Source organism: Vitreoscilla massiliensis, from assembly GCF_001457815.1.
In the GTDB taxonomy this organism is placed as follows: domain Bacteria; phylum Pseudomonadota; class Gammaproteobacteria; order Burkholderiales; family Neisseriaceae; genus Vitreoscilla; species Vitreoscilla massiliensis.
Map to the genome: position 1 here is coordinate 217,857 of NZ_LN898217.1, position 17,531 is coordinate 235,387.

Consider the following 17,531-nt stretch of genomic DNA (forward strand, 5'->3'; position numbering starts at 1 on the left):
AAACGATGGTTTTTGTAACGAAGGATTCAGTTATGAATTTTAATGATTTGTTCCACGCCGATGAGTTTGTCGGTCGCCATATCGGCTTGAATGCTGACACGGCGCAGGAAATGTTGGCAGTGGTTGGTGCGACCAGCATCGACGACTTTTTACATCAAACAGTGCCCGATTCTGTGCGCATGCCAGGTGAATTGAATTTGCCTGACAGCATCACCGAAACCGATGCCTTGAAACAGTTGCGCGGCTTGGCCGACCACATCACTGTGAACCGCAGCTACATCGGTTTGGGCTATTACCCAACCCGCTTGCCTTACGTGATTCAACGCAATGTGTTGGAAAACCCAGGTTGGTACACCGCTTACACCCCTTACCAAGCTGAAATCGCCCAAGGCCGTTTGGAAGCCTTGTTGAACTTCCAACAAGTGTGCATAGACTTGTCTGGTTTGGAATTGGCTGGCGCGTCTTTGCTCGACGAAGCCACTGCTGCTGCTGAAGCCATGGCTTTGGCCAAACGCATGAGCAAAGTGAAATCAGACCGCTATTTTGTGGATGCACGCGTGTACCCACAAACCTTGGACGTGATGCAAACCCGCGCCAAATACTTCGGTTTTGAATTGGTGGTCGGCGACTTGGCGCAAGCACAAGAAGGCGAATACTTCGGTGCTTTGTTGCAATACGTGGGCAAAGACGGTGACGTGGTTGATTTGACCGACGTGATTGCCGGCCTGAAAGCCAAAGGCGCCAACGTGGCTGTCGCCGCTGACGTGATGAGCTTGGTATTGTTGAAATCTCCTGCCGACATGGGCGCGGATGTGGCTTTGGGCAACACCCAACGCTTCGGTGTGCCTATGGGCTTTGGTGGCCCACACGCGGCTTACTTTGCCTTTACCGATGCAGCCAAGCGCTCGGCTCCAGGCCGCATCATTGGTGTGTCTGTTGACGCCGGTGGCAAACGTGCTTTGCGCATGGCTTTGCAAACACGCGAACAACACATCCGCCGCGAAAAAGCCAACTCCAATATCTGTACTTCACAAGTATTGTTGGCCAACTTGGCTGGTATGTACGCGGTTTACCACGGTCCAGAAGGCGTGAAACGCATTGCTACGCGCATCCATGCCATCGCTACAGCTTTTGCCGATGCCATCCGCGCGACAAGCGGCCTGAAAGTGGTACACGACCAATTCTTCGACACTGTTTTGGTTGAAGCAGGCGTACAAGCCCACGACATCAATACCAAATTGCTCAACAAAGGCATTAACGTGCGCCAAGTGGGCGAAACCGCTTTGGCCGTTGCCTTCCACGAATTGTCTAGCGCCAAAGACTTCGCTGATTTGACCGAAGCCTTCACAGGCAAAGCTGCCAGCTTGCCTAGCGAAGCCAAAGTATCGTTGCCAGACGCGTTGTTGCGTAAAGATGCCATTTTGTCGCACCCTGTTTTCAATAGCTACCACACCGAACACGAGATGTTGCGTTATTTGAAAAAATTGGAAGACAAAGACTTGGCGATGAACCGCAGCATGATTTCATTGGGCAGCTGCACGATGAAATTGAACGCCACTGCGGAAATGATTCCTATCACTTGGCGCGAATTCAGCCAAGTGCACCCATTTGCGCCACGCGACCAAGTGGGCGGCTATTTGCAAATGATTGCCAGCTTGCAAGACTATTTGAAAGCGATTACCGCATTCGACGAAATCTCCATGCAACCTAACTCAGGTGCGCAAGGTGAGTACGCCGGTATGGTGGCGATTCGCCGTTACCAAGAGTCACAAGGCCAAGCACACCGCGACATCTGCTTGATTCCTCGCTCGGCTCACGGTACCAACCCAGCCACTGCCAATATGGCCGGCCTGAAAGTGGTCGTGGTTGAAACCGATGAACACGGCAACGTCGACATGGCCGACTTGAAAGCCCAAGCTGAAAAACACCAAGACAATTTGTCGGCATTGATGATTACCTATCCTTCAACCCACGGTGTGTTTGAAGAAGGCATACGCGAAATCTGCGACATCATCCATGCCAACGGTGGTCAAGTGTACATGGACGGCGCCAACTTGAATGCGCAAGTGGGCTTGATGCAGCCAGCTGAAGTGGGCGCAGACGTGTTGCACATGAACTTGCACAAAACCTTCTGTATCCCTCACGGCGGTGGCGGCCCAGGCATGGGTCCGATTGGCTTGAAAGCACACTTGGCGCCATTCATGGCCAACCACGTTGTGTCTGCTGTGCCACACGCACAAGCAGGTCAAGGCGCTGTGTCTGCCGCTCCGTTCGGTTCAGCCAGCATTTTGCCGATCACATGGATGTACATCACCATGATGGGCAAAGACATCAAGAAAGCCACCGAAGCGGCTTTGTTGAGCGCCAACTACTTGGCAAGCAAATTGGGCGAAGACTACCCAATTTTGTACAGCGGCAAAAACGGCCGTGTGGCGCACGAATGCATCGTGGACTTGCGTCCATTGAAAGCAGACAGCGGCATCACCGAAGTCGACATTGCCAAACGCTTGATGGACTACGGTTTCCACGCGCCTACCATGTCATTCCCAGTGGCCGGCACCTTGATGATTGAGCCAACCGAATCGGAAAGCAAAGCCGAATTGGATCGCTTCATCGCTGCGATGAAACAAATCAAGCAAGAAGCATTGAAAGTGCAAAACGGTGTATGGCCTAAGGACGACAATCCTTTGTGCAACGCGCCACACACCAACTTCAATGTCACCGACGGCGAATGGACCCATCCATACAGCCGCGAAGAAGCCGTATACCCATTGGATTACGTGCGCGAACACAAATTCTGGCCTACCGTAAACCGCATCGACGATGTGTACGGCGACCGCAATTTGATTTGCTCATGCCCTCCTATGGAAGCATATGAAGACTAAGTTTTAAGATGTGTGTGTAGTAAGCAAGCGGCCTGTAAGCAATTACAGGCCGCTTTTTTGCAGTGATTTAGTGATTTTATATACTACAATGAAAAAATTGATTTTTAATTGAATGCTAATTGAGTGAATTAGTTAACAGGGGGAATGATGCATTTGCAACAGATAGGCTTTTTTTTAACTGATATTTATCATTTATTTAAAAAGTATGAAAGAAAGCAAAATAATCTTAGTCATCAGTTTAATCTTTTTTCATTATTTGGTTATGAGCGAAATGAAAATATCCATTCTGATTTTATTGCTGAGTTGTTGAAGCCGAATGGCATGCATGGACAAGGTAGTATTTTTTTGAATTTATTTATGCAAAATTGTATACCAATACTATCAAATAAGAGTGTTAATAATTATCAAACGGCCAGTGTCAATAGAGAATATTATTTAGGAAAGGTAAATTTAAAGAGAGTTAATGGTGGTCAAGTTGATATTAGGGTTCAGTGCCAGAATCAGATATTGTATATTGAAAATAAAATTGATGCGGAAGCGCAAAATTTACAATTAGAGCGGTATTTAGCAGCTTGTAATGATGTGAATCATATTGTGGTTTTATTAACGCTTAATAAAGAATCTGAAGCTAAATATTTAGCTGAGAAAACTGAGCTTACAAATGCTATAGACAAAGGTCAGTTAGTTACTATTACTTATCAACATCATATTATCTCTTGGCTTGAATGTTGTAAAAAAGAAATGGCTGATACTAATGGCATAAGAGAAGTTATTAATCAATATTTATATTGCTTAAAAAAAATAACTAATAGGATTGAGGATAATATGAGTAAAAATGAGCTTATTGATACTATTATGCAAGATGCTCGTAGTATTAAGAGTTTTCTATATTTAAGTCAAATAGAACAAGAAGAAATTTACATCAAACTACATGCAATGGTATTCGATAAGATTATTAATATTGTTGAGGCTAAGTTTAAGACATTAATTACACCTCAATATGTGCATAAAGTTGAAAAGTGTAACTATTTGAATAGAGAACAATTCTATGCAGATAAGCGAAGTTGGCTAGGTTTGAATTTTTATAATGATGATGTTGAAAAGCAAAATTTAAGAATACGTTTTGAGTTTGCGTATCGAGAAAAAGCATGGCCGTTTATTGGGTTATGCTTTACTCCGACAGAATGTGACGGGGTTGTTAGCAAGCAACAACAATTTATACTGTCACAAGTAAAAAATTATTTGAATAGTGGTAGTCGTACAAATAAAAGTTGGCTATATCGTACAGATTTTTTTGAGCATGCAGATGAAAAAATAAATTTTGGTGAGTGGATTTATGAACCTGAACTTTTAGATTATTTATTAAGTACAAGTAGATATATGAATAATGGTTTTTCAGAAGACATAGTGAAATTTATTGAAGTGGTGTTGGAAGCATGTAAAAAATCTAAATTAGTATAAAAAGAGGCCTGTAAAAGATTACAGGCCTCTTTTTTATCTACCTAATTTCAATTCACTTTATTAATTAAACTGCACCCGTCTTTGCTTAAACTCAGCCAAACGCTGTTGTGCAAACGCGGCGAGGGTTTCTTTGATGACTTGGCTGGCTTTGAGGGTGTCGTGTATGCCTAGGCGCAATAAGTGCAGGCGTAGGCTTTGCAATTGGTTGTCCAAATCGGATTCGGATTCGGGGTCGCTGATGTCGTGTTTGGTGAACCACAATTGTTGCGATGGGATGAAGGTGAGCAAATGCGGCGTGGCGATTTGGGCGTTATTCAGTACGGCGAGTTTGATGTATTCGCTGGCGGGCACGGTGGCGGTGGTGAAGCTTAAGTGCTCGATTTGAAATTGGCTGGTCATGTTGTGTCCTTTTTAGCATTGAGGTTGCAATAGGGAATAAATCACCTTGGGTTTTTAAACACGCGGGCATAAAAATACCCACCGTTTCAAGGGTGGGGTGCGTGTGATTGCCGTTACCGGCCGCATCGATTCGTTGGAATCATCCACCTTACTTTGCGTTGCAAAGCAGGTTGGCTTAGGGTTGCCCCCACTCTTGATGTGGTTTCACTATAGGCTGAATAAGCTTGGCTGTCAAAGAAGTCTGTGCTACTTGCATAGAAGCAAATTGCATAAGCAAGCGGCCTGTAAAGCTTACAGGCCGCTTATTGCGGCATGAACACTTGATTAAGGCTGTTCGGTAGGGGCATGGATAACAGCGGCAATGCTGGCCAACACATCTTGAAACACCTCGCCGCGCTGGTGTTCGTGCAAGATTTCGTGGCGCAATTTCGGGTATTGGATGGTATTGACCTCGGCTTGCCAGTGTTGGCGCAGAAAATTGGTTAAGCGGTAGCTGCTTTTGCCAAAATTGGTGCACGGGTCTTGTTCGCCCCACAGCAACAATATCGGTAAGGTAGTGCCCATTTTCAGCAATTCTTGCGGTTCAAAAGCCATGCGCATCAGGTTCAGCATCTCTTCAAAATAGCTGATGGAAATGGGATAGCCGCAATGGGGGTCTGCGATGTAGCGGTCGACATTGTCGGTGTTGAGGCTGAGCCAATCATACGGTGTGCGGTTGGGGGCGAAGAAGTCATTGAATTTGGCGGTTTGGCGGCACAACATCGATTCTTTGTTGGCACCTTTCACCCGTTTTTCAATCACGGCGGTATGGTAGGCCAAATTGAAAAAGCGCGCGCTGCGATACGGTACACCGCTGAGAATGAGGTGGTGCACATTGTGGTGCAATTGCGCATAGCGCAGTGCAATCGCCGAGCCCATGCTGTGACCGAACAAGACATTGGGCAAGCCGTTGTCCCAATAGTCAAAATACGCGGCGATTTGTGCAAAGACATGGGGCAAACCTTCTTCACCAAAATTGCCCAATTGTTCGGCATTGTGGCCAAAGGCGCCGTGGCCAGGCAAATCAAAAGTGATGACATTGCCGCCATGCTCGCTTAAAAAAGTGGCAAATTCATGGTAGCGGCCAGCATGCTCTTGCATGCCGTGCACGATGACGAGGTTAAACGTGGGCGCAACTGTGGCAGGGTAGGCAGTGTGTATGTGTTTGTTCATGGCGTCAGAATTATTATGTGGTGCTCTTATAGATGCACAGGGTATGCCATCAATAAAAATCTGCTCTGATTTAACGCAAACAATAAACAGCTTTTGGTCAACTAAAATAGACTGTGTTTACAAAACTTTAATGACATAAGATTATAAATTTGCATAAGTATTTGATTTTTGGCATGAGCATTGCATATATGTAATTAAGATAAAAAATACTTAAAAGGGTCAATACAATGTTTACCAATATGCACATCGCCAAAGCCAATGCCACCGAATCTCAAATCGAAATGGAATTGTTGTTCTTGTCTGAATCTACCCAAGCCGCTTGCTTGGAATTGATCATGAGCTTGGAAGCCGAAGACCGCATAGCTTACTTAAACCAATTCATGCAAAAAATCGCCGCCATCAGCGCTGCCCAAGAAACTGCAGTGGCATTTGAAATGGAATGGTTGTTGGCCGCTTAATTCCCTCATAACAACAACAAGTTTGACCCTGACTTTTGAGATGGCATAGCCATCTCTTTTTATTTGTCTGTTAGATATGATCAATGGCGCAAATGGGCGCAGCCAGAGGACAGTTCAGCCCCAAAACTGACAGCATGGCGCAGCCAAAAGATGCGCAAGAGTAGATGCATAAAAAATGCACCCGACATGCTAAAAATATTGGCAATGCATTAAGCCACTGACATGCAGATGTGGCGGGAGTTTGCAGAAAATATTCAATACAAATACAGATATTTAATGCAATTAGAGTAAAAATCTTCTTAAGTAATTGATTTTTTGGCATGTGTATTGCATATATTAAAATAACTAACAAACATACTTAAAAGGGTCGAAACCATGTTTACCAATATGCACATTGCCAAAGCCAACGCCACCGAAGCTCAAATCGAAATGGAATTGTTGTTCTTGTCTGAATCTACCCAAGCCGCTTGCTTGGAATTGATCATGAGCTTGGAAGCCGAAGACCGCATCACTTATTTAAACCAATTCATGCAAAAAGTGGCTGCGATGACAGCCACCCGCGAAGCCGCCACTGTGGTGGAAACACACTGGTTGATGGCCGCTTAATAATACCGATTTCCTTTTCGACCCTTGATTGAGATGACATCCGTGTCATCTCATTTTTTTATGGTTTTGCTGCTAATGCGGTTGGCAGGCCTTGGCGGATGAGGCGGGAGTATTCGGCACTGCTCAATGAGGGATAGCTATTAACGCGTGGATTGACATGGGCATGGCGATACCAAGTTTGCATGTCCCATTGCGGTGACAAAGCCTTGAGGTCGTACAGATAATTGGGCAAATAGCCTGAGGCGATTAAGCGGTAATCCAGCGGCAGCTTGGCGCGCGACACCGATTTGGCCATGTCGTAGACCAAGGTGGTGCAATTGCTGCTGAGTGAGTTATACCAACTGGGCTGTGCACGCAGGGCATCGGCTTGCTGCAAATAGGCCAAAAACAAGGCTTGCATTTCTTGTTGACTGAGGTGGTTGATGGGGAAGAAATACACTTGCTCACCGCGCACATTGCTGCGGGTATAGACGATGTCGTGCTCATCGGCGGCAATCAAACTCAATTCAAATTGGCGAAAAAAGCCACCTATGGCCGAAAATTGTTCGTTTTGCTCTTTGCGTATCTCGATGGAAAACACCAATGGCGCTTGGTTTTTGAAATCGAAGCTGACCAAAGTGTGCGCAATTTGTGGCCCCATCCAGTACGAAGTCATCACATTCACGCCGGTGATTTGGCTCAAGTCATAGCGGCGGGTTTCCCAGCGCTCATCATAATGGCTTTCGCTGTGCCAATTGAAATTGCGCACATTGTGTAAGGTGATGGTGTTGCCATCGCGTTCGTAAGACAGTTGTTGCGCCACTTCGGGTGCCCACTGCCTGTCTTGTTTGGCCGGAATATTGAAATACCACAGCAAACCCAGTCCAAATAAAACGCTGTAGCTCAGCCACAAGCGTGGGCGATACGGTTTGAGTTTGTTTAGGCCGCTGCCCAAAGTCAGCGCCGACAGTGTGAGCCAAACAACCATCACGCTGATGGTCAGAGCCAAAGGCAGAGGCTGCTGTATCCACACCGCCATGGCCAACCACAGGCTACACAATAATATAAGCAAGGTGATGAGCAGATGCTTGCCTACACGTAAGCACAGCGCGGCAACAGAACGCATGGTGTTTACCCCATTTCAAAAGACACTATGGCTGCCATGCATGCAGCCCCATCAATGCGCTTCACTGTAAAACAACAGGCCATACATATACAAGCGGCCTGTAAAGATTTACAGGCCGCATTTGGCTAAGCACGGCTTTAAATCGCTGCCAATTTGAACCACAGGTTTAATAAAAACACCAATATCGCAATGGCGAGGCTGATGTACAAAATGGCCGATGGATGCGGCTTGCGCTTTTTCAATTTGGTGCGGGTGGCCAAGCGATTGGGGGCTGCGGTATAAGCAGGCAGGTCTTCATCTGCGCTAACGCCAGTCCACAAACCATCGGTGGCAAATTCGGCATCGTGTCCCACACTGGCCAAACGCGCATCATGGTGTTGGCGCAAATGCGGGGTGAGCAATACCTGTTTGATGTGCACCTCTTGGGTGGTATTCAATTGGTAAGTCTGCTTTTTGGCGGCGATGGCCGCCAGAATTTCGGCTTCGCTGGCATCGGCGTCTATGCCCAACCACTCATAAATATTGTCCATATGGCTGTCCTTCGATGTGATGGAGTAAGTGATGGCCTTGAAGGTGTGGGTGGTCTCACTGGTTTTTTAGCTGTTATGACAGGAATTTAGCATTGAAATAAGTTTAGATAGTGCTGGTTTTGGTTAAGAATCATTAATAAGCTCTAAACTTTAAAATGACAAAATTGAGCAGATTTGCCGATAATTGCGGCTGAAAGTGGTTACTGATAGCCACAAAACGGATGCTTTATCAGCCCAAGCATCAAAATAAGCAAACGTAAATGATTGCTAATAAACTGGTTTTTGCCACATGGCTGCCCCATGTGTTGCCATATCCCACTATGAAAATACGAAAAGGAGTGATGATGCGTAAAACGGTATGGTTATTGAGTGTTTTGCTGACCAGTGCGGTGGCCATGGCCGACACCGTGTATTTGCTGGACTCTGCCCATCCAAGTGCCCAAAGCCGGGCGCCGAAAAACAGCGTACAGGCCGCTCATTTGGCACCGGCGGCGCAGCAATTGCCTGCGGCACAAGCGCAGTGGTTGCAACAGCAATTTGCTTCGCCATTGGCGTCCTACAAGATAGACCGTGATGAGCGTGGGGTGGTGGTGTTTGAAACCGAGTTGCGCGACGGCTCGGAAGTGGATGTGGATGAACACGGTGTGTGGCGCAAGGTTGAGCGCCGCCAAGGCGTGGCCGCATCGCTGTTGCCTTCGGCGGCGCAGCAATATTTACAACAATATTATCCCAAACAGCGCATCATCCAAATCGAGCGTGATGACGACGATGGTCACATTGAAGTGGACTTGCAGCGCGGCACCGAGTTGAAATTTGATGCTACAGGCCGCTTGCTTCAAGCCAAATAAACCTTATGGCTGGCTGTGCAAAGCCTCAGCCACATACTGTACCCACGCCAGACACCGGGCGCTGGGGCTTTTCGGAAACACCGCATACAAATCGACGGCACTGGCATGGTAAGCATCCAGTGCCGTACTCAATTGGCCATTGCTCAATGCTGCGGCGATGTCCCATGGCGCTTGCAAGCTGATGCCGTGGTGTTGCAGCGTCCACTCCAACAGGATTTGGTTGTCATTGGCGACGCGCTGGCTGTGCACTTTGATGTTGTGGCTGTGCTCACCCTCTTGAAACGTCCACACATTGTTTTGTGCACCGGGCTTGGCAGTGTACAAACACTGATGTTCGGTTAAGTCTTGTGGCTGCAGCGGTTTGCCATGTGTGTGCCAATACTGCGGACTGGCGCACAGCAACATGCGGCCTGTAAGCAAACGCTTGGCGCGCAAACCCGAATCAGGCAAAGGCCCCATCATGATGGCCACATCCAAACGCGAGGGTTGCAGATTGACCTCTCGGTCGCTTAAGAGCAGATGCACCGCGATATCAGGGTGCATCGCCATAAAGCCATCAATGATGGGCAATAAGCTCTGGCGCGCAAACACGCTGGGTGCGGCAATGTGAATGTCGCCGCGCAGCGTTTGCTGCGGCTGCACCGCTTCGAGCGTGTGTTGCCATTGCCGCAGCAAGGTTTGCGCATGTTGATAAAACAATTGACCTTCTTCGGTGAGACTGACTTTGCGGGTGGTGCGTTGCAACAGCGGGCTGCTCACTTGCTGTTCCAATTGTTGTACCGCCAAGGTCACGGTCGATACCGCCAAGGCACGGCCGCGCGCCACGGCGGAAAAACTGCCGACATCGGCCACTTTCACAAACAAACGCAGTGCATCCAAAGTGTCCATTATTCGATTTTCTCCAATGATGATTTCGATTTTAGCCTATTTTTTCAACAATCACGCTGGCTTATCATGGTTTGGATACGCAGCCTGTTGCTGCGAACAAGGAAAAATCATGTCTGCACATCAATACCGCATCAGCGTTGAAAAAATCGAAGCTTCTGCCACCCGTCATGTGATGACGTTTGCAGCGAGCAACCACGACGACATCGAGAAAGTCTTGCAACATTTGCAGCGCAAATTGCCGGTCAGCAAGGCTGAGCAACAAGCATTTGCCGTGGGTTTGAAACTGTTTTCGGAAGTAGTCTTGAAACACCGCAACGAAGCGCCGTTTGACGAGTTGTTTGGCATCATTGGCAGCTTGATGCGCACGGTCAAACAATTGCCGGATGTGGCACCCACTGCCGCAGAATAGGTTTACAGGCCGCTTGTGTGTGCCAAAGTGCTTGTATTGCAAACATATTGTTCTTTATGATGTTTGCACATTGTCAATACAGAGACACAGGAGCACACCATGTTCAAACAGAGTATTTGGGCAGTCTTGGCTTTGCTGGCTGCGGGCTTTTCATGGGCAGAATTGCGGCCGGTAGATTACCGCGATGGCAAACAAGCCTTGCAAGGCTGGGTGGCCGAACCGACGGCCTTGCGCGCGCAAGGGCAAAAAGCGGTATTGATTTTGCCGGCATGGAAAGGCGTCGACAATGAGGCACGGCAAGCGGCCGAGGACTTACAGGCCGCAGGTTATCTGGCCATGGTGGCCGATGTGTATGGCAAGGGCAAGGCACCGACCGACAATGAAGCGGCCAAAAAACTCAGCAGCCAGTACAAAAGCGATTATGCGTTGTACCAAAGCCGCATACAGGCCGGCATAGATGCCTTGGTGCGCCAAGGTGCCGACCCTAAGCACATTGCGGTCATTGGTTATTGCTTTGGTGGCACGGGTGCACTGGAGGCGGCGCGCGGGCAATTGCCCGTGCGGGCGGTGGTGTCGATACATGGCGGCTTGAGCAAGGGGCAACGTGCGAATGGGCCTATCGCGCCCAAAGTTTTGGTCTTGCACGGGGCGGAGGATGCGTCTGTGCCTGAGAGCGATGTCGAAGCTTTACGGCAAGAATTGCGCGCGGCGAACAGCGATTGGCAATTGATTTACTACGCTGGCAGCAAACACACTTTCACCAATCCCGAATCGCCTGATTACAATGCGCTGATGAGCCAACGTGCATGGCAACACACACTGCAATTCTTGGCCGAGGTGTTGTAATGAAAGTACTGTAATGGAAGTGTTGTAATGAAGCACATGCTCATGCACCAAGTGCGTCATCATTAAATGCGGCCTGTAAGGCTGTTGTGACGGTATGCACTGCTGTGAGTGGGCACAGTGTCATTTTGGAGCCAAGATAAGTGGCATGGTTTGCCACTTGGTAGCGCATGCGCTTTGTAGACACACGCCGCCATTGCCACAGCCAAGCAGCATGATTATGCTGTGAACACACACTGACGCTAAAGGAGTTGTCATGAAAGCCGTGAGTCTTGCGCTGTTGTTGGCCAGCATCAGCCCGATGTTGTGGGTACAAACGCCGGAGTTAAAAACCTCGGTCACCCAATTGAGCGGTAAAGAAGAAGCGATTTGCATCATGGAAGACAGCGTGCCTTTTTGTGCGCGCTATGACGTATCGGGTTTGCACACCAATTGGCCGTGGTTAAATGAGCTCATCCGCAAGCGCGTTGAGAACGATCAGCCAGTGTTAACAGCCAAACACCTGCCTGTGCCGAAAGATTTTCCTGAGCAAACCGAGGGCAATAACCAGCGCCAATACGATGTGTCCTTGGGCAGCCATTATCGCGATTTGGTCAGCATACAATATGCGGGTTGGGATTATGGCCAAGGCGCGGCACATGGCAATCCTTACGCTTCTTATGTCACTTACGATGCCAAAACCCAACAAGCAGTGAGTTTTAAAGACATGGTGTTGCCAGAGAAACGGGCGCAGTTGGAGCTGGCATTGGCGCGCAGTTTTGCCGCATGGTTACAAAGTCAAGGCGGTGATGCTGAGGGACAAGAACAGCCGAAAATCACCGATGATGTGGTCTTCACGCCGGATGGGGTGATGTTTTACTACAATGTGTATGCACTTGGCCCGTATGCGATGGGGGCTCCAGAGTTGAAGCTCACTTGGAAACAGGTATTGCCATTGTTGAAACCGCAATGGCGGCAACGTTTGCAATAGTGATTTTTAAGAAGAAAGCGGCCTGTAAATCATTTACAGGCCGCTTTTTTATCCTTCATGATGGTTGCGGTGTTTTAAAACTCAATGTGGCAGTTCATTCATCCGCATACACTCCATATTAAGGCTGTAGCACCGCATTGTGGCCGCGACCACGCGCATCGGAGGCGGCGCTGACTTTGCCGTCTTTCACCTGTATCGCTTGGATGTCGCCCAAGCGCCAGCCTTGGTCTTCAACGGTATAACCCATCAGTTTCAATTGCGCCGCCACTTCGCCAGTAATCGGCGCGTAATCATCGTAGTAAATCACGTCTTTGGGCAGCAATTGGTGGTGGAAGCGCTGCGCGTTCACCGCTTGTTGCAAAGGCAGGTTGTAGTCGTACAAATTGTTGATGACTTGGAAGATGGAGGTGAAGATGCGTGAGCCGCCAGGGGTGCCGATGATGAGATTGACCTTGCCATCGTGGGTCATGATGGTCGGGCTCATAGACGACAACATGCGTTTGCCCGGTTCAATGGCGTTGGCATCGGAACCGACCACGCCAAAAATATTCGCCGCGCCGGCTTTGGCGCTGAAATCGTCCATTTCATCATTGAGCAAGAAGCCCGCGCCTTCTACCACCACGCCATTGCCATAATCCCAGTTCAGCGTGTAAGTATTGGCGACCGCATTACCGTCTTTGTCGAGTATCGAAAAGTGGGTGGTGTGCGCAGGTTCCAAGCCCGGTTTGACGTTTTCGGTGACAGAGATTTTTTCTGCATTCACTTCAGCCGCGCGTTTTTGCAAATAGGCATCGCTGGTAAGTTTTTTCACCGGTGCCTTGGTGTAATCGGGGTCGCCCAAATAATCGGCGCGGTCGGCAAACACGCGTTTTTCAATTTCTGAGACCAAGTGCATGTATTGCGCTGAATTCAGAGGTACATCTTTGAAATCAGCGGCGCGGTATTCTTTCATTGCCAATAGTTGGCGCAAGGCGATGCCGCCAGAGCTTGGCAATGGCGCGGTATGGATGACGTTGTCGCGCCATTTGAAGCTCATTGGTTTGCGCCATTTGACTTTGTATTTGTCCAAGTCTTCGGCACTGATGAGGCCGCCATCGCGCTGCATTTGTGCCACCAATAATTTGGACGTTTCGCCGCGATAAAACTCATTGGCGCCATTTTGGGCAATGCGGCCCAAGGTTTTGGCCAATTCCGGTTGTTTGAAGTTGACGCCGGTTTTCAAATCGCCGAAGTATTTGGAGAAATTGGTTTTACCGTTGTACATTTTTTCGACATCGGTGCGGTACAGCGATTGGGTGTCGGCAACGGTAAAGCCGTTTTCAGCATAGCCTATGGCAGGCTGGATGACGTCGGCCCATTTGAGTTTGCCAAAGCGTTGGTGCGCTTCCCACAAGCCCATGACTGTGCCCGGTACACCGGCGGCTTTGGCACCGACCACGCTCATGTTTTCGATGACTTCGCCTTTGGCGTCCAAATACATGTCTTTGGTGGCGGCTTTGGGCGCGACTTCACGGTAGTCGATGAAATATGGCTTGCCGTTCATGTACACCGTCATAAAACCACCGCCACCAATATTGCCGGCTTCGGGATAGGTCACTGCCAGTGTGAATGCGGTGGCCACGGCCGCATCGACCGCATTGCCGCCTTGTTTGAAGATGTCTTCCACCACTTTGGCGCTGTAGCCATCGGGCACGGCATACGCGGCCTGACCACTGACGGGGTCTTGGGCGAAGGTGAGGGAACTGGCAGAAATCAGAGCGGCAGACACCGCAATTTGCAGGTATTTGGACATGTGTAGCGCTTCCTCTATTGTGCTTTGAGATGACGATGGCGACGGCCATCTGGCAAATATCATAATGAAAACACCATATTCTGCCTAGCAACTTTCATGTGCGTTTGCAAACCGATTGCAAACAATGACTTGCCTCACATGCCTATGTCCAAGACCTCAATCTCGCCACAATATTTTTGCACCGCTGGCATGGTGTGGGCAGGTTTGAAGCTGTGAAACACATAACACACATCGGCCTGAAAACTGTGGGCCGCGATGTGGCCGCTGTCGGCATTGATGCCGCTGGGAATGTCCAAAGCCACGCGCAGCGCCGGTCGTTGTGAGCACGCATGCAGCAAGGCTTGCAAATCGGCGCTGAGTTCGCCGTCAAAACCGATGCCAAACACCGCATCGATGATGCAATCGTATTCGGCCAATACCGCTAACGCCGCTGCTTGTACCACGACGCTAGCGGGCAAAGCGGCCAAATTTTGCGCCGCCAAATCGGTGCTGACCGTGTCTTGCACCAAGCTGACAGTCACGTGTATGCCCGCTTGTGCCAATAAACGCGCCATCACCAAGCCATCGCCGCCATTATTGCCTTTGCCACACAAAATCCACACACGCTGTAAGTTGGCAGGCCGCTGTAGCAAAGCTTGGGTGGCGGCAGTGCCGGCGGTTTCCATCAATTGCGCGAACGAGCTGCCCGCATCTACCGCAGCTTGTTCCGCTGCGCGGGTTTGGGTAATGCTCAATACGGTGGGCTGTGTGTGCATGAAAGCGGCCTGTAAAAATAGAATGGGAATCTGTTTGATTTTACAACAGATTAAGTGCTGCGATTTTAGAGCAGATGTCGTTATACTCGCGTATTCACACAATGATAAGGGAATAAGCATGAAATTCAAATCATGGGGCATGGTGGCGGCTTTGGTATTGGCCTTGCCGAATGCGGCGTGGGCATGGCAACAAGAATGTGAACCGCAGTTTGACAGCTTGGCTCAAGTGCAAGCCCAAGCGAACAAAGGCAATGCCGAAGCGCAATACTGGTTGGGCGAGGCGTATTTTGATGGCAGCAATGTGTTGGAGGCGCCATTGGAAGTGGATTATGTGCAAGCGCGTGCTTGGTATGACAAAGCGGCCAAACAGCAAGACGCTTGTGCCCAACATGCGATAGGTTGGATGTACGACAGCGGCGAAGGCGTGGACGAAGACATGACGCAAGCGTTTGCATGGTATGAAAAAGCTGCCAAACAAGGCTTGAGCAAATCGCAATTCAATTTGGGCGTGTTGTACCGCGATGGCGTCGGTGTAGAACAAAACATGAGTGCGGCCAAAACATGGTTTGCCAAAGCGGCAGCGCAAGGTGATGAAGAAGCGGCGGCCGAGTTGACGGATTGGCCACAAGAATAAGCATCATGGATGCGTGGCAATAGGCTGAAAACACAGTCCAAGCCATGGCAATGCGGCCTGTAAACCTTGATTGGGGTTTACAGGCCGCATTGTTTGAATAGAAGTACTTATTTGCCGCGGATAAACCACCACACCATCAGCAAACCCAACAAATTTAAGCCTAAGGCCAATAAGGCAAACAATTGCTGGCCTTTGGCGCGGTAAGAAACGTTGCGGCTTTGTTGGTTGACCAATTCAGCCATCAATACCATGCCGACCATGGCGGCGATGCCCCAATACACGCCGTATTGAAATTGGCGTGCGCCCAATAAATACATCAAGATGGCCACCGGTAGCAGTGCCACCAGCAAGATGCGGCTGGCAGGGCGGTAGACAGGGTCGCGCAAATCACCGCTAAACACGCAAGCCAAGCCCAAGATGCACACGCAATACAAAGGCCAAGCCAAGGCAAAACGCAGGCCCAACACGCCTTGTGTCCACGGCATCAGGGCGCTGGCCAAGCCGATGAGGGCAAACACGCTGATGAGGATTTTTTGCAAACTCATGCCCATTAACAAAGGTGCGGTGCGGTAATCGGTGGCTTTGACATGGCCGCTGACATCACCATTTTGCGCGGCGATGTAAGCGGGGATGTTGTTTTGTTTGTCGTACAAGCGGCGGTTGCCAGGGTTGACCAACATGTTTTGTGCTTGGCGGATCAATTCTTTGTCGCGGCCTTTGAGGCGGGCATTGCGGATGGCCACTTTGATTTCTTGAAAGCTGGCATCGCCACGTATGCTTAAGAATTGGTACCAATTGTCGCGTTTGAATTGCGGTTTCGGTGCCGCAGTTGGCGCGGGCGTGGCTTTAATAGCGGCCTGTAAATCGGTGTCAGAGCTGCTGTTGATATCGCCATCGTCAAACGATAAGGCTTTGCTGGCGGCGCTGGCGAGACCGCTGTCTGTATCGGGAATCTCGTCTTGCACAGACTCAGGTTGCACGCTGACAGGCGCGGCGTGTTTGCGTTTGCCAAACGACAGCCATTTGGGCAAGCGCAAGCCGGTGTGCGGCAAACGGCTGACCGGTTCGGCCACATCGACGATGGCCGCCGCCGATTCTATGCCATGCTCGGCGTCGTAAGCGGCGCGGGTATCGGGGTCGAGCAAGGTTTCGCGCGCCAATTGGATGGTTTTGCCATTCAAGCCTTCCAATACCGCTTCGTCTATCGCATCGGCCAATTCGGCATACGAGGCTTTGGTGCGCACGCCTAAGAATTGGTACAGGTGTTCGTATTCGAGGTCGGAGCTGCTGGGGATGAGTTTGCTGTCGACATGGTATTGCGCGGCGGCAGGTGCGGCCACCGGTTCTGAAGTCGGTGCGGGGGTGCCAATTTCGGCAAACAATTTGCGGTCGTATTGTTCGCGTATGCTCGGATTGAGCAACCATTGTCTGGCCGCCGCCACGATTTTGTCATCGGCATCATCGCGCAAGCGGTAAATGGCAATACCGGCCTGTATGGATTTCTCAGTGGCTGAGGGCTCGATTTTTAAAATTTCATACAAATTTATCATGGCGGGTCTGAACAAAGACAATTCAATGTGCATCATTATGACGCTTTTTAAGGCAAATACCCAATTTAAATTGCCATCGTGGTAAACAAACGTCATGCCTTGTGGATGAATGGCAGAATTAGAGAATATCCCCCAATAGCCGCTTGTTTATCACCATGATATCAGCGACAATGTGCCAGCAAAAAC

Annotated in this window: 17 protein-coding genes and 1 riboswitch; of the genes, 9 read left to right on the forward strand and 8 right to left on the reverse strand. The window is 49.3% G+C overall.

Annotated elements, in window-relative coordinates:
• The first annotated feature begins 32 nt into the window (after nucleotides 1-32).
• Together gcvP and BN3003_RS03355 are read left to right on the forward strand one after the other, a co-directional pair.
• Complete coding sequence (gene gcvP, locus BN3003_RS03350) at nucleotides 33-2,885, forward strand: aminomethyl-transferring glycine dehydrogenase (RefSeq protein ID WP_058305316.1); 2,853 nt, start codon at nucleotides 33-35, stop codon at nucleotides 2,883-2,885.
• Nucleotides 2,886-3,029: 144 nt separating this feature from the next.
• On the forward strand, nucleotides 3,030-4,346 hold the full coding sequence (locus BN3003_RS03355) for a PDDEXK-like family protein (protein WP_082625520.1): 1,317 nt from the start codon (nucleotides 3,030-3,032) through the stop codon (nucleotides 4,344-4,346).
• Between the two features lie 60 nt (nucleotides 4,347-4,406).
• On the opposite strand, the gene BN3003_RS03360 is transcribed toward BN3003_RS03355, so the two are convergent.
• Nucleotides 4,407-4,745, reverse strand: a complete 339-nt coding sequence (locus BN3003_RS03360; RefSeq protein WP_058305318.1) for a hypothetical protein — start codon at nucleotides 4,743-4,745, stop codon at nucleotides 4,407-4,409.
• A 93-nt stretch (nucleotides 4,746-4,838) separates the two neighbouring features.
• A riboswitch (SAM-I-IV-variant riboswitch) is annotated at nucleotides 4,839-4,950 on the reverse strand.
• 119 nt (nucleotides 4,951-5,069) lie between these two features.
• On the reverse strand, nucleotides 5,070-5,957 hold the full coding sequence (locus BN3003_RS03365) for an alpha/beta fold hydrolase (RefSeq protein WP_058305319.1): 888 nt from the start codon (nucleotides 5,955-5,957) through the stop codon (nucleotides 5,070-5,072).
• A gap of 227 nt (nucleotides 5,958-6,184) precedes the next feature.
• Here BN3003_RS03365 and BN3003_RS03370 point away from each other — a divergent pair, with 227 nt between their 5' ends.
• Nucleotides 6,185-6,415: a hypothetical protein gene (locus BN3003_RS03370; protein WP_058305320.1), complete on the forward strand. Its 231-nt coding sequence runs from the start codon at nucleotides 6,185-6,187 to the stop codon at nucleotides 6,413-6,415.
• Between the two features lie 375 nt (nucleotides 6,416-6,790).
• Nucleotides 6,791-7,021, forward strand: coding sequence for a hypothetical protein (locus BN3003_RS03375; protein ID WP_058305321.1), 231 nt, complete (start codon nucleotides 6,791-6,793; stop codon nucleotides 7,019-7,021).
• 58 nt (nucleotides 7,022-7,079) lie between these two features.
• Here the strand turns inward: BN3003_RS03375 and BN3003_RS03380 are convergent, their stop codons facing one another.
• A complete protein-coding gene (locus tag BN3003_RS03380) occupies nucleotides 7,080-8,126 on the reverse strand; it encodes an Lnb N-terminal periplasmic domain-containing protein (RefSeq protein WP_058305322.1) in 1,047 nt (348 codons plus the stop codon).
• 137 nt (nucleotides 8,127-8,263) lie between these two features.
• Nucleotides 8,264-8,656, reverse strand: a complete 393-nt coding sequence (locus BN3003_RS03385; protein WP_058305323.1) for a hypothetical protein — start codon at nucleotides 8,654-8,656, stop codon at nucleotides 8,264-8,266.
• Nucleotides 8,657-9,000: 344 nt separating this feature from the next.
• Between BN3003_RS03385 and BN3003_RS03390 the strand changes: the two genes are divergently transcribed.
• On the forward strand, nucleotides 9,001-9,504 hold the full coding sequence (locus BN3003_RS03390) for a PepSY-like domain-containing protein (RefSeq protein ID WP_058305324.1): 504 nt from the start codon (nucleotides 9,001-9,003) through the stop codon (nucleotides 9,502-9,504).
• Between the two features lie 3 nt (nucleotides 9,505-9,507).
• On the opposite strand, the gene BN3003_RS03395 is transcribed toward BN3003_RS03390, so the two are convergent.
• Nucleotides 9,508-10,392, reverse strand: coding sequence for a LysR family transcriptional regulator (locus tag BN3003_RS03395; RefSeq protein WP_058305325.1), 885 nt, complete (start codon nucleotides 10,390-10,392; stop codon nucleotides 9,508-9,510).
• A 109-nt stretch (nucleotides 10,393-10,501) separates the two neighbouring features.
• Here BN3003_RS03395 and BN3003_RS03400 point away from each other — a divergent pair, with 109 nt between their 5' ends.
• From BN3003_RS03400 to BN3003_RS03410, 3 genes are all read left to right on the forward strand, one after another.
• Nucleotides 10,502-10,801 (forward strand): DUF3861 family protein, encoded by a 300-nt coding sequence (locus BN3003_RS03400; protein WP_058305326.1) that lies wholly within the window; start codon nucleotides 10,502-10,504, stop codon nucleotides 10,799-10,801.
• Between the two features lie 99 nt (nucleotides 10,802-10,900).
• Entirely contained in the window at nucleotides 10,901-11,647 is a 747-nt protein-coding gene (locus BN3003_RS03405; RefSeq protein ID WP_058305327.1) for a dienelactone hydrolase family protein, read from the forward strand.
• A 253-nt stretch (nucleotides 11,648-11,900) separates the two neighbouring features.
• Entirely contained in the window at nucleotides 11,901-12,614 is a 714-nt protein-coding gene (locus tag BN3003_RS03410) for an RsiV family protein (RefSeq protein WP_058305328.1), read from the forward strand.
• A gap of 118 nt (nucleotides 12,615-12,732) precedes the next feature.
• On the opposite strand, the gene ggt is transcribed toward BN3003_RS03410, so the two are convergent.
• Together ggt and BN3003_RS03420 are read right to left on the reverse strand one after the other, a co-directional pair.
• Complete coding sequence (gene ggt, locus BN3003_RS03415) at nucleotides 12,733-14,406, reverse strand: gamma-glutamyltransferase (RefSeq protein ID WP_058305329.1); 1,674 nt, start codon at nucleotides 14,404-14,406, stop codon at nucleotides 12,733-12,735.
• 134 nt (nucleotides 14,407-14,540) lie between these two features.
• On the reverse strand, nucleotides 14,541-15,161 hold the full coding sequence (locus BN3003_RS03420) for an NAD(P)H-hydrate epimerase (protein WP_058305330.1): 621 nt from the start codon (nucleotides 15,159-15,161) through the stop codon (nucleotides 14,541-14,543).
• Between the two features lie 118 nt (nucleotides 15,162-15,279).
• Between BN3003_RS03420 and BN3003_RS18740 the strand changes: the two genes are divergently transcribed.
• Entirely contained in the window at nucleotides 15,280-15,795 is a 516-nt protein-coding gene (locus tag BN3003_RS18740; protein ID WP_058305331.1) for a tetratricopeptide repeat protein, read from the forward strand.
• Nucleotides 15,796-15,902: 107 nt separating this feature from the next.
• Here BN3003_RS18740 and BN3003_RS03430 read toward each other — a convergent pair whose 3' ends face one another.
• Entirely contained in the window at nucleotides 15,903-17,381 is a 1,479-nt protein-coding gene (locus tag BN3003_RS03430) for a hypothetical protein (protein ID WP_147645322.1), read from the reverse strand.
• Nucleotides 17,382-17,531 lie beyond the last annotated feature (150 nt).

Excerpts from the sequence above, each read along its gene's own strand:
- BN3003_RS03430 (WP_147645322.1), bottom strand. The coding sequence starts at position 17,381 with ATGATGCACATTGAATTGTCTTTGTTCAGACCCGCCATGATAAATTTG.
- BN3003_RS03380 (WP_058305322.1), bottom strand. The coding sequence starts at position 8,126 with ATGCGTTCTGTTGCCGCGCTGTGCTTACGTGTAGGCAAGCATCTGCTC.
- BN3003_RS03360 (WP_058305318.1), bottom strand. The coding sequence starts at position 4,745 with ATGACCAGCCAATTTCAAATCGAGCACTTAAGCTTCACCACCGCCACC.
- BN3003_RS03420 (WP_058305330.1), bottom strand. The coding sequence starts at position 15,161 with ATGCACACACAGCCCACCGTATTGAGCATTACCCAAACCCGCGCAGCG.
- BN3003_RS03390 (WP_058305324.1), top strand. The coding sequence starts at position 9,001 with ATGCGTAAAACGGTATGGTTATTGAGTGTTTTGCTGACCAGTGCGGTG.
- gcvP (WP_058305316.1), top strand. The coding sequence starts at position 33 with ATGAATTTTAATGATTTGTTCCACGCCGATGAGTTTGTCGGTCGCCAT.
- BN3003_RS03385 (WP_058305323.1), bottom strand. The coding sequence starts at position 8,656 with ATGGACAATATTTATGAGTGGTTGGGCATAGACGCCGATGCCAGCGAA.
- BN3003_RS03365 (WP_058305319.1), bottom strand. The coding sequence starts at position 5,957 with ATGAACAAACACATACACACTGCCTACCCTGCCACAGTTGCGCCCACG.
- BN3003_RS03400 (WP_058305326.1), top strand. The coding sequence starts at position 10,502 with ATGTCTGCACATCAATACCGCATCAGCGTTGAAAAAATCGAAGCTTCT.
- BN3003_RS03370 (WP_058305320.1), top strand. The coding sequence starts at position 6,185 with ATGTTTACCAATATGCACATCGCCAAAGCCAATGCCACCGAATCTCAA.
- BN3003_RS18740 (WP_058305331.1), top strand. The coding sequence starts at position 15,280 with ATGAAATTCAAATCATGGGGCATGGTGGCGGCTTTGGTATTGGCCTTG.
- BN3003_RS03405 (WP_058305327.1), top strand. The coding sequence starts at position 10,901 with ATGTTCAAACAGAGTATTTGGGCAGTCTTGGCTTTGCTGGCTGCGGGC.
- BN3003_RS03355 (WP_082625520.1), top strand. The coding sequence starts at position 3,030 with ATGATGCATTTGCAACAGATAGGCTTTTTTTTAACTGATATTTATCAT.
- BN3003_RS03395 (WP_058305325.1), bottom strand. The coding sequence starts at position 10,392 with ATGGACACTTTGGATGCACTGCGTTTGTTTGTGAAAGTGGCCGATGTC.
- BN3003_RS03410 (WP_058305328.1), top strand. The coding sequence starts at position 11,901 with ATGAAAGCCGTGAGTCTTGCGCTGTTGTTGGCCAGCATCAGCCCGATG.
- ggt (WP_058305329.1), bottom strand. The coding sequence starts at position 14,406 with ATGTCCAAATACCTGCAAATTGCGGTGTCTGCCGCTCTGATTTCTGCC.
- BN3003_RS03375 (WP_058305321.1), top strand. The coding sequence starts at position 6,791 with ATGTTTACCAATATGCACATTGCCAAAGCCAACGCCACCGAAGCTCAA.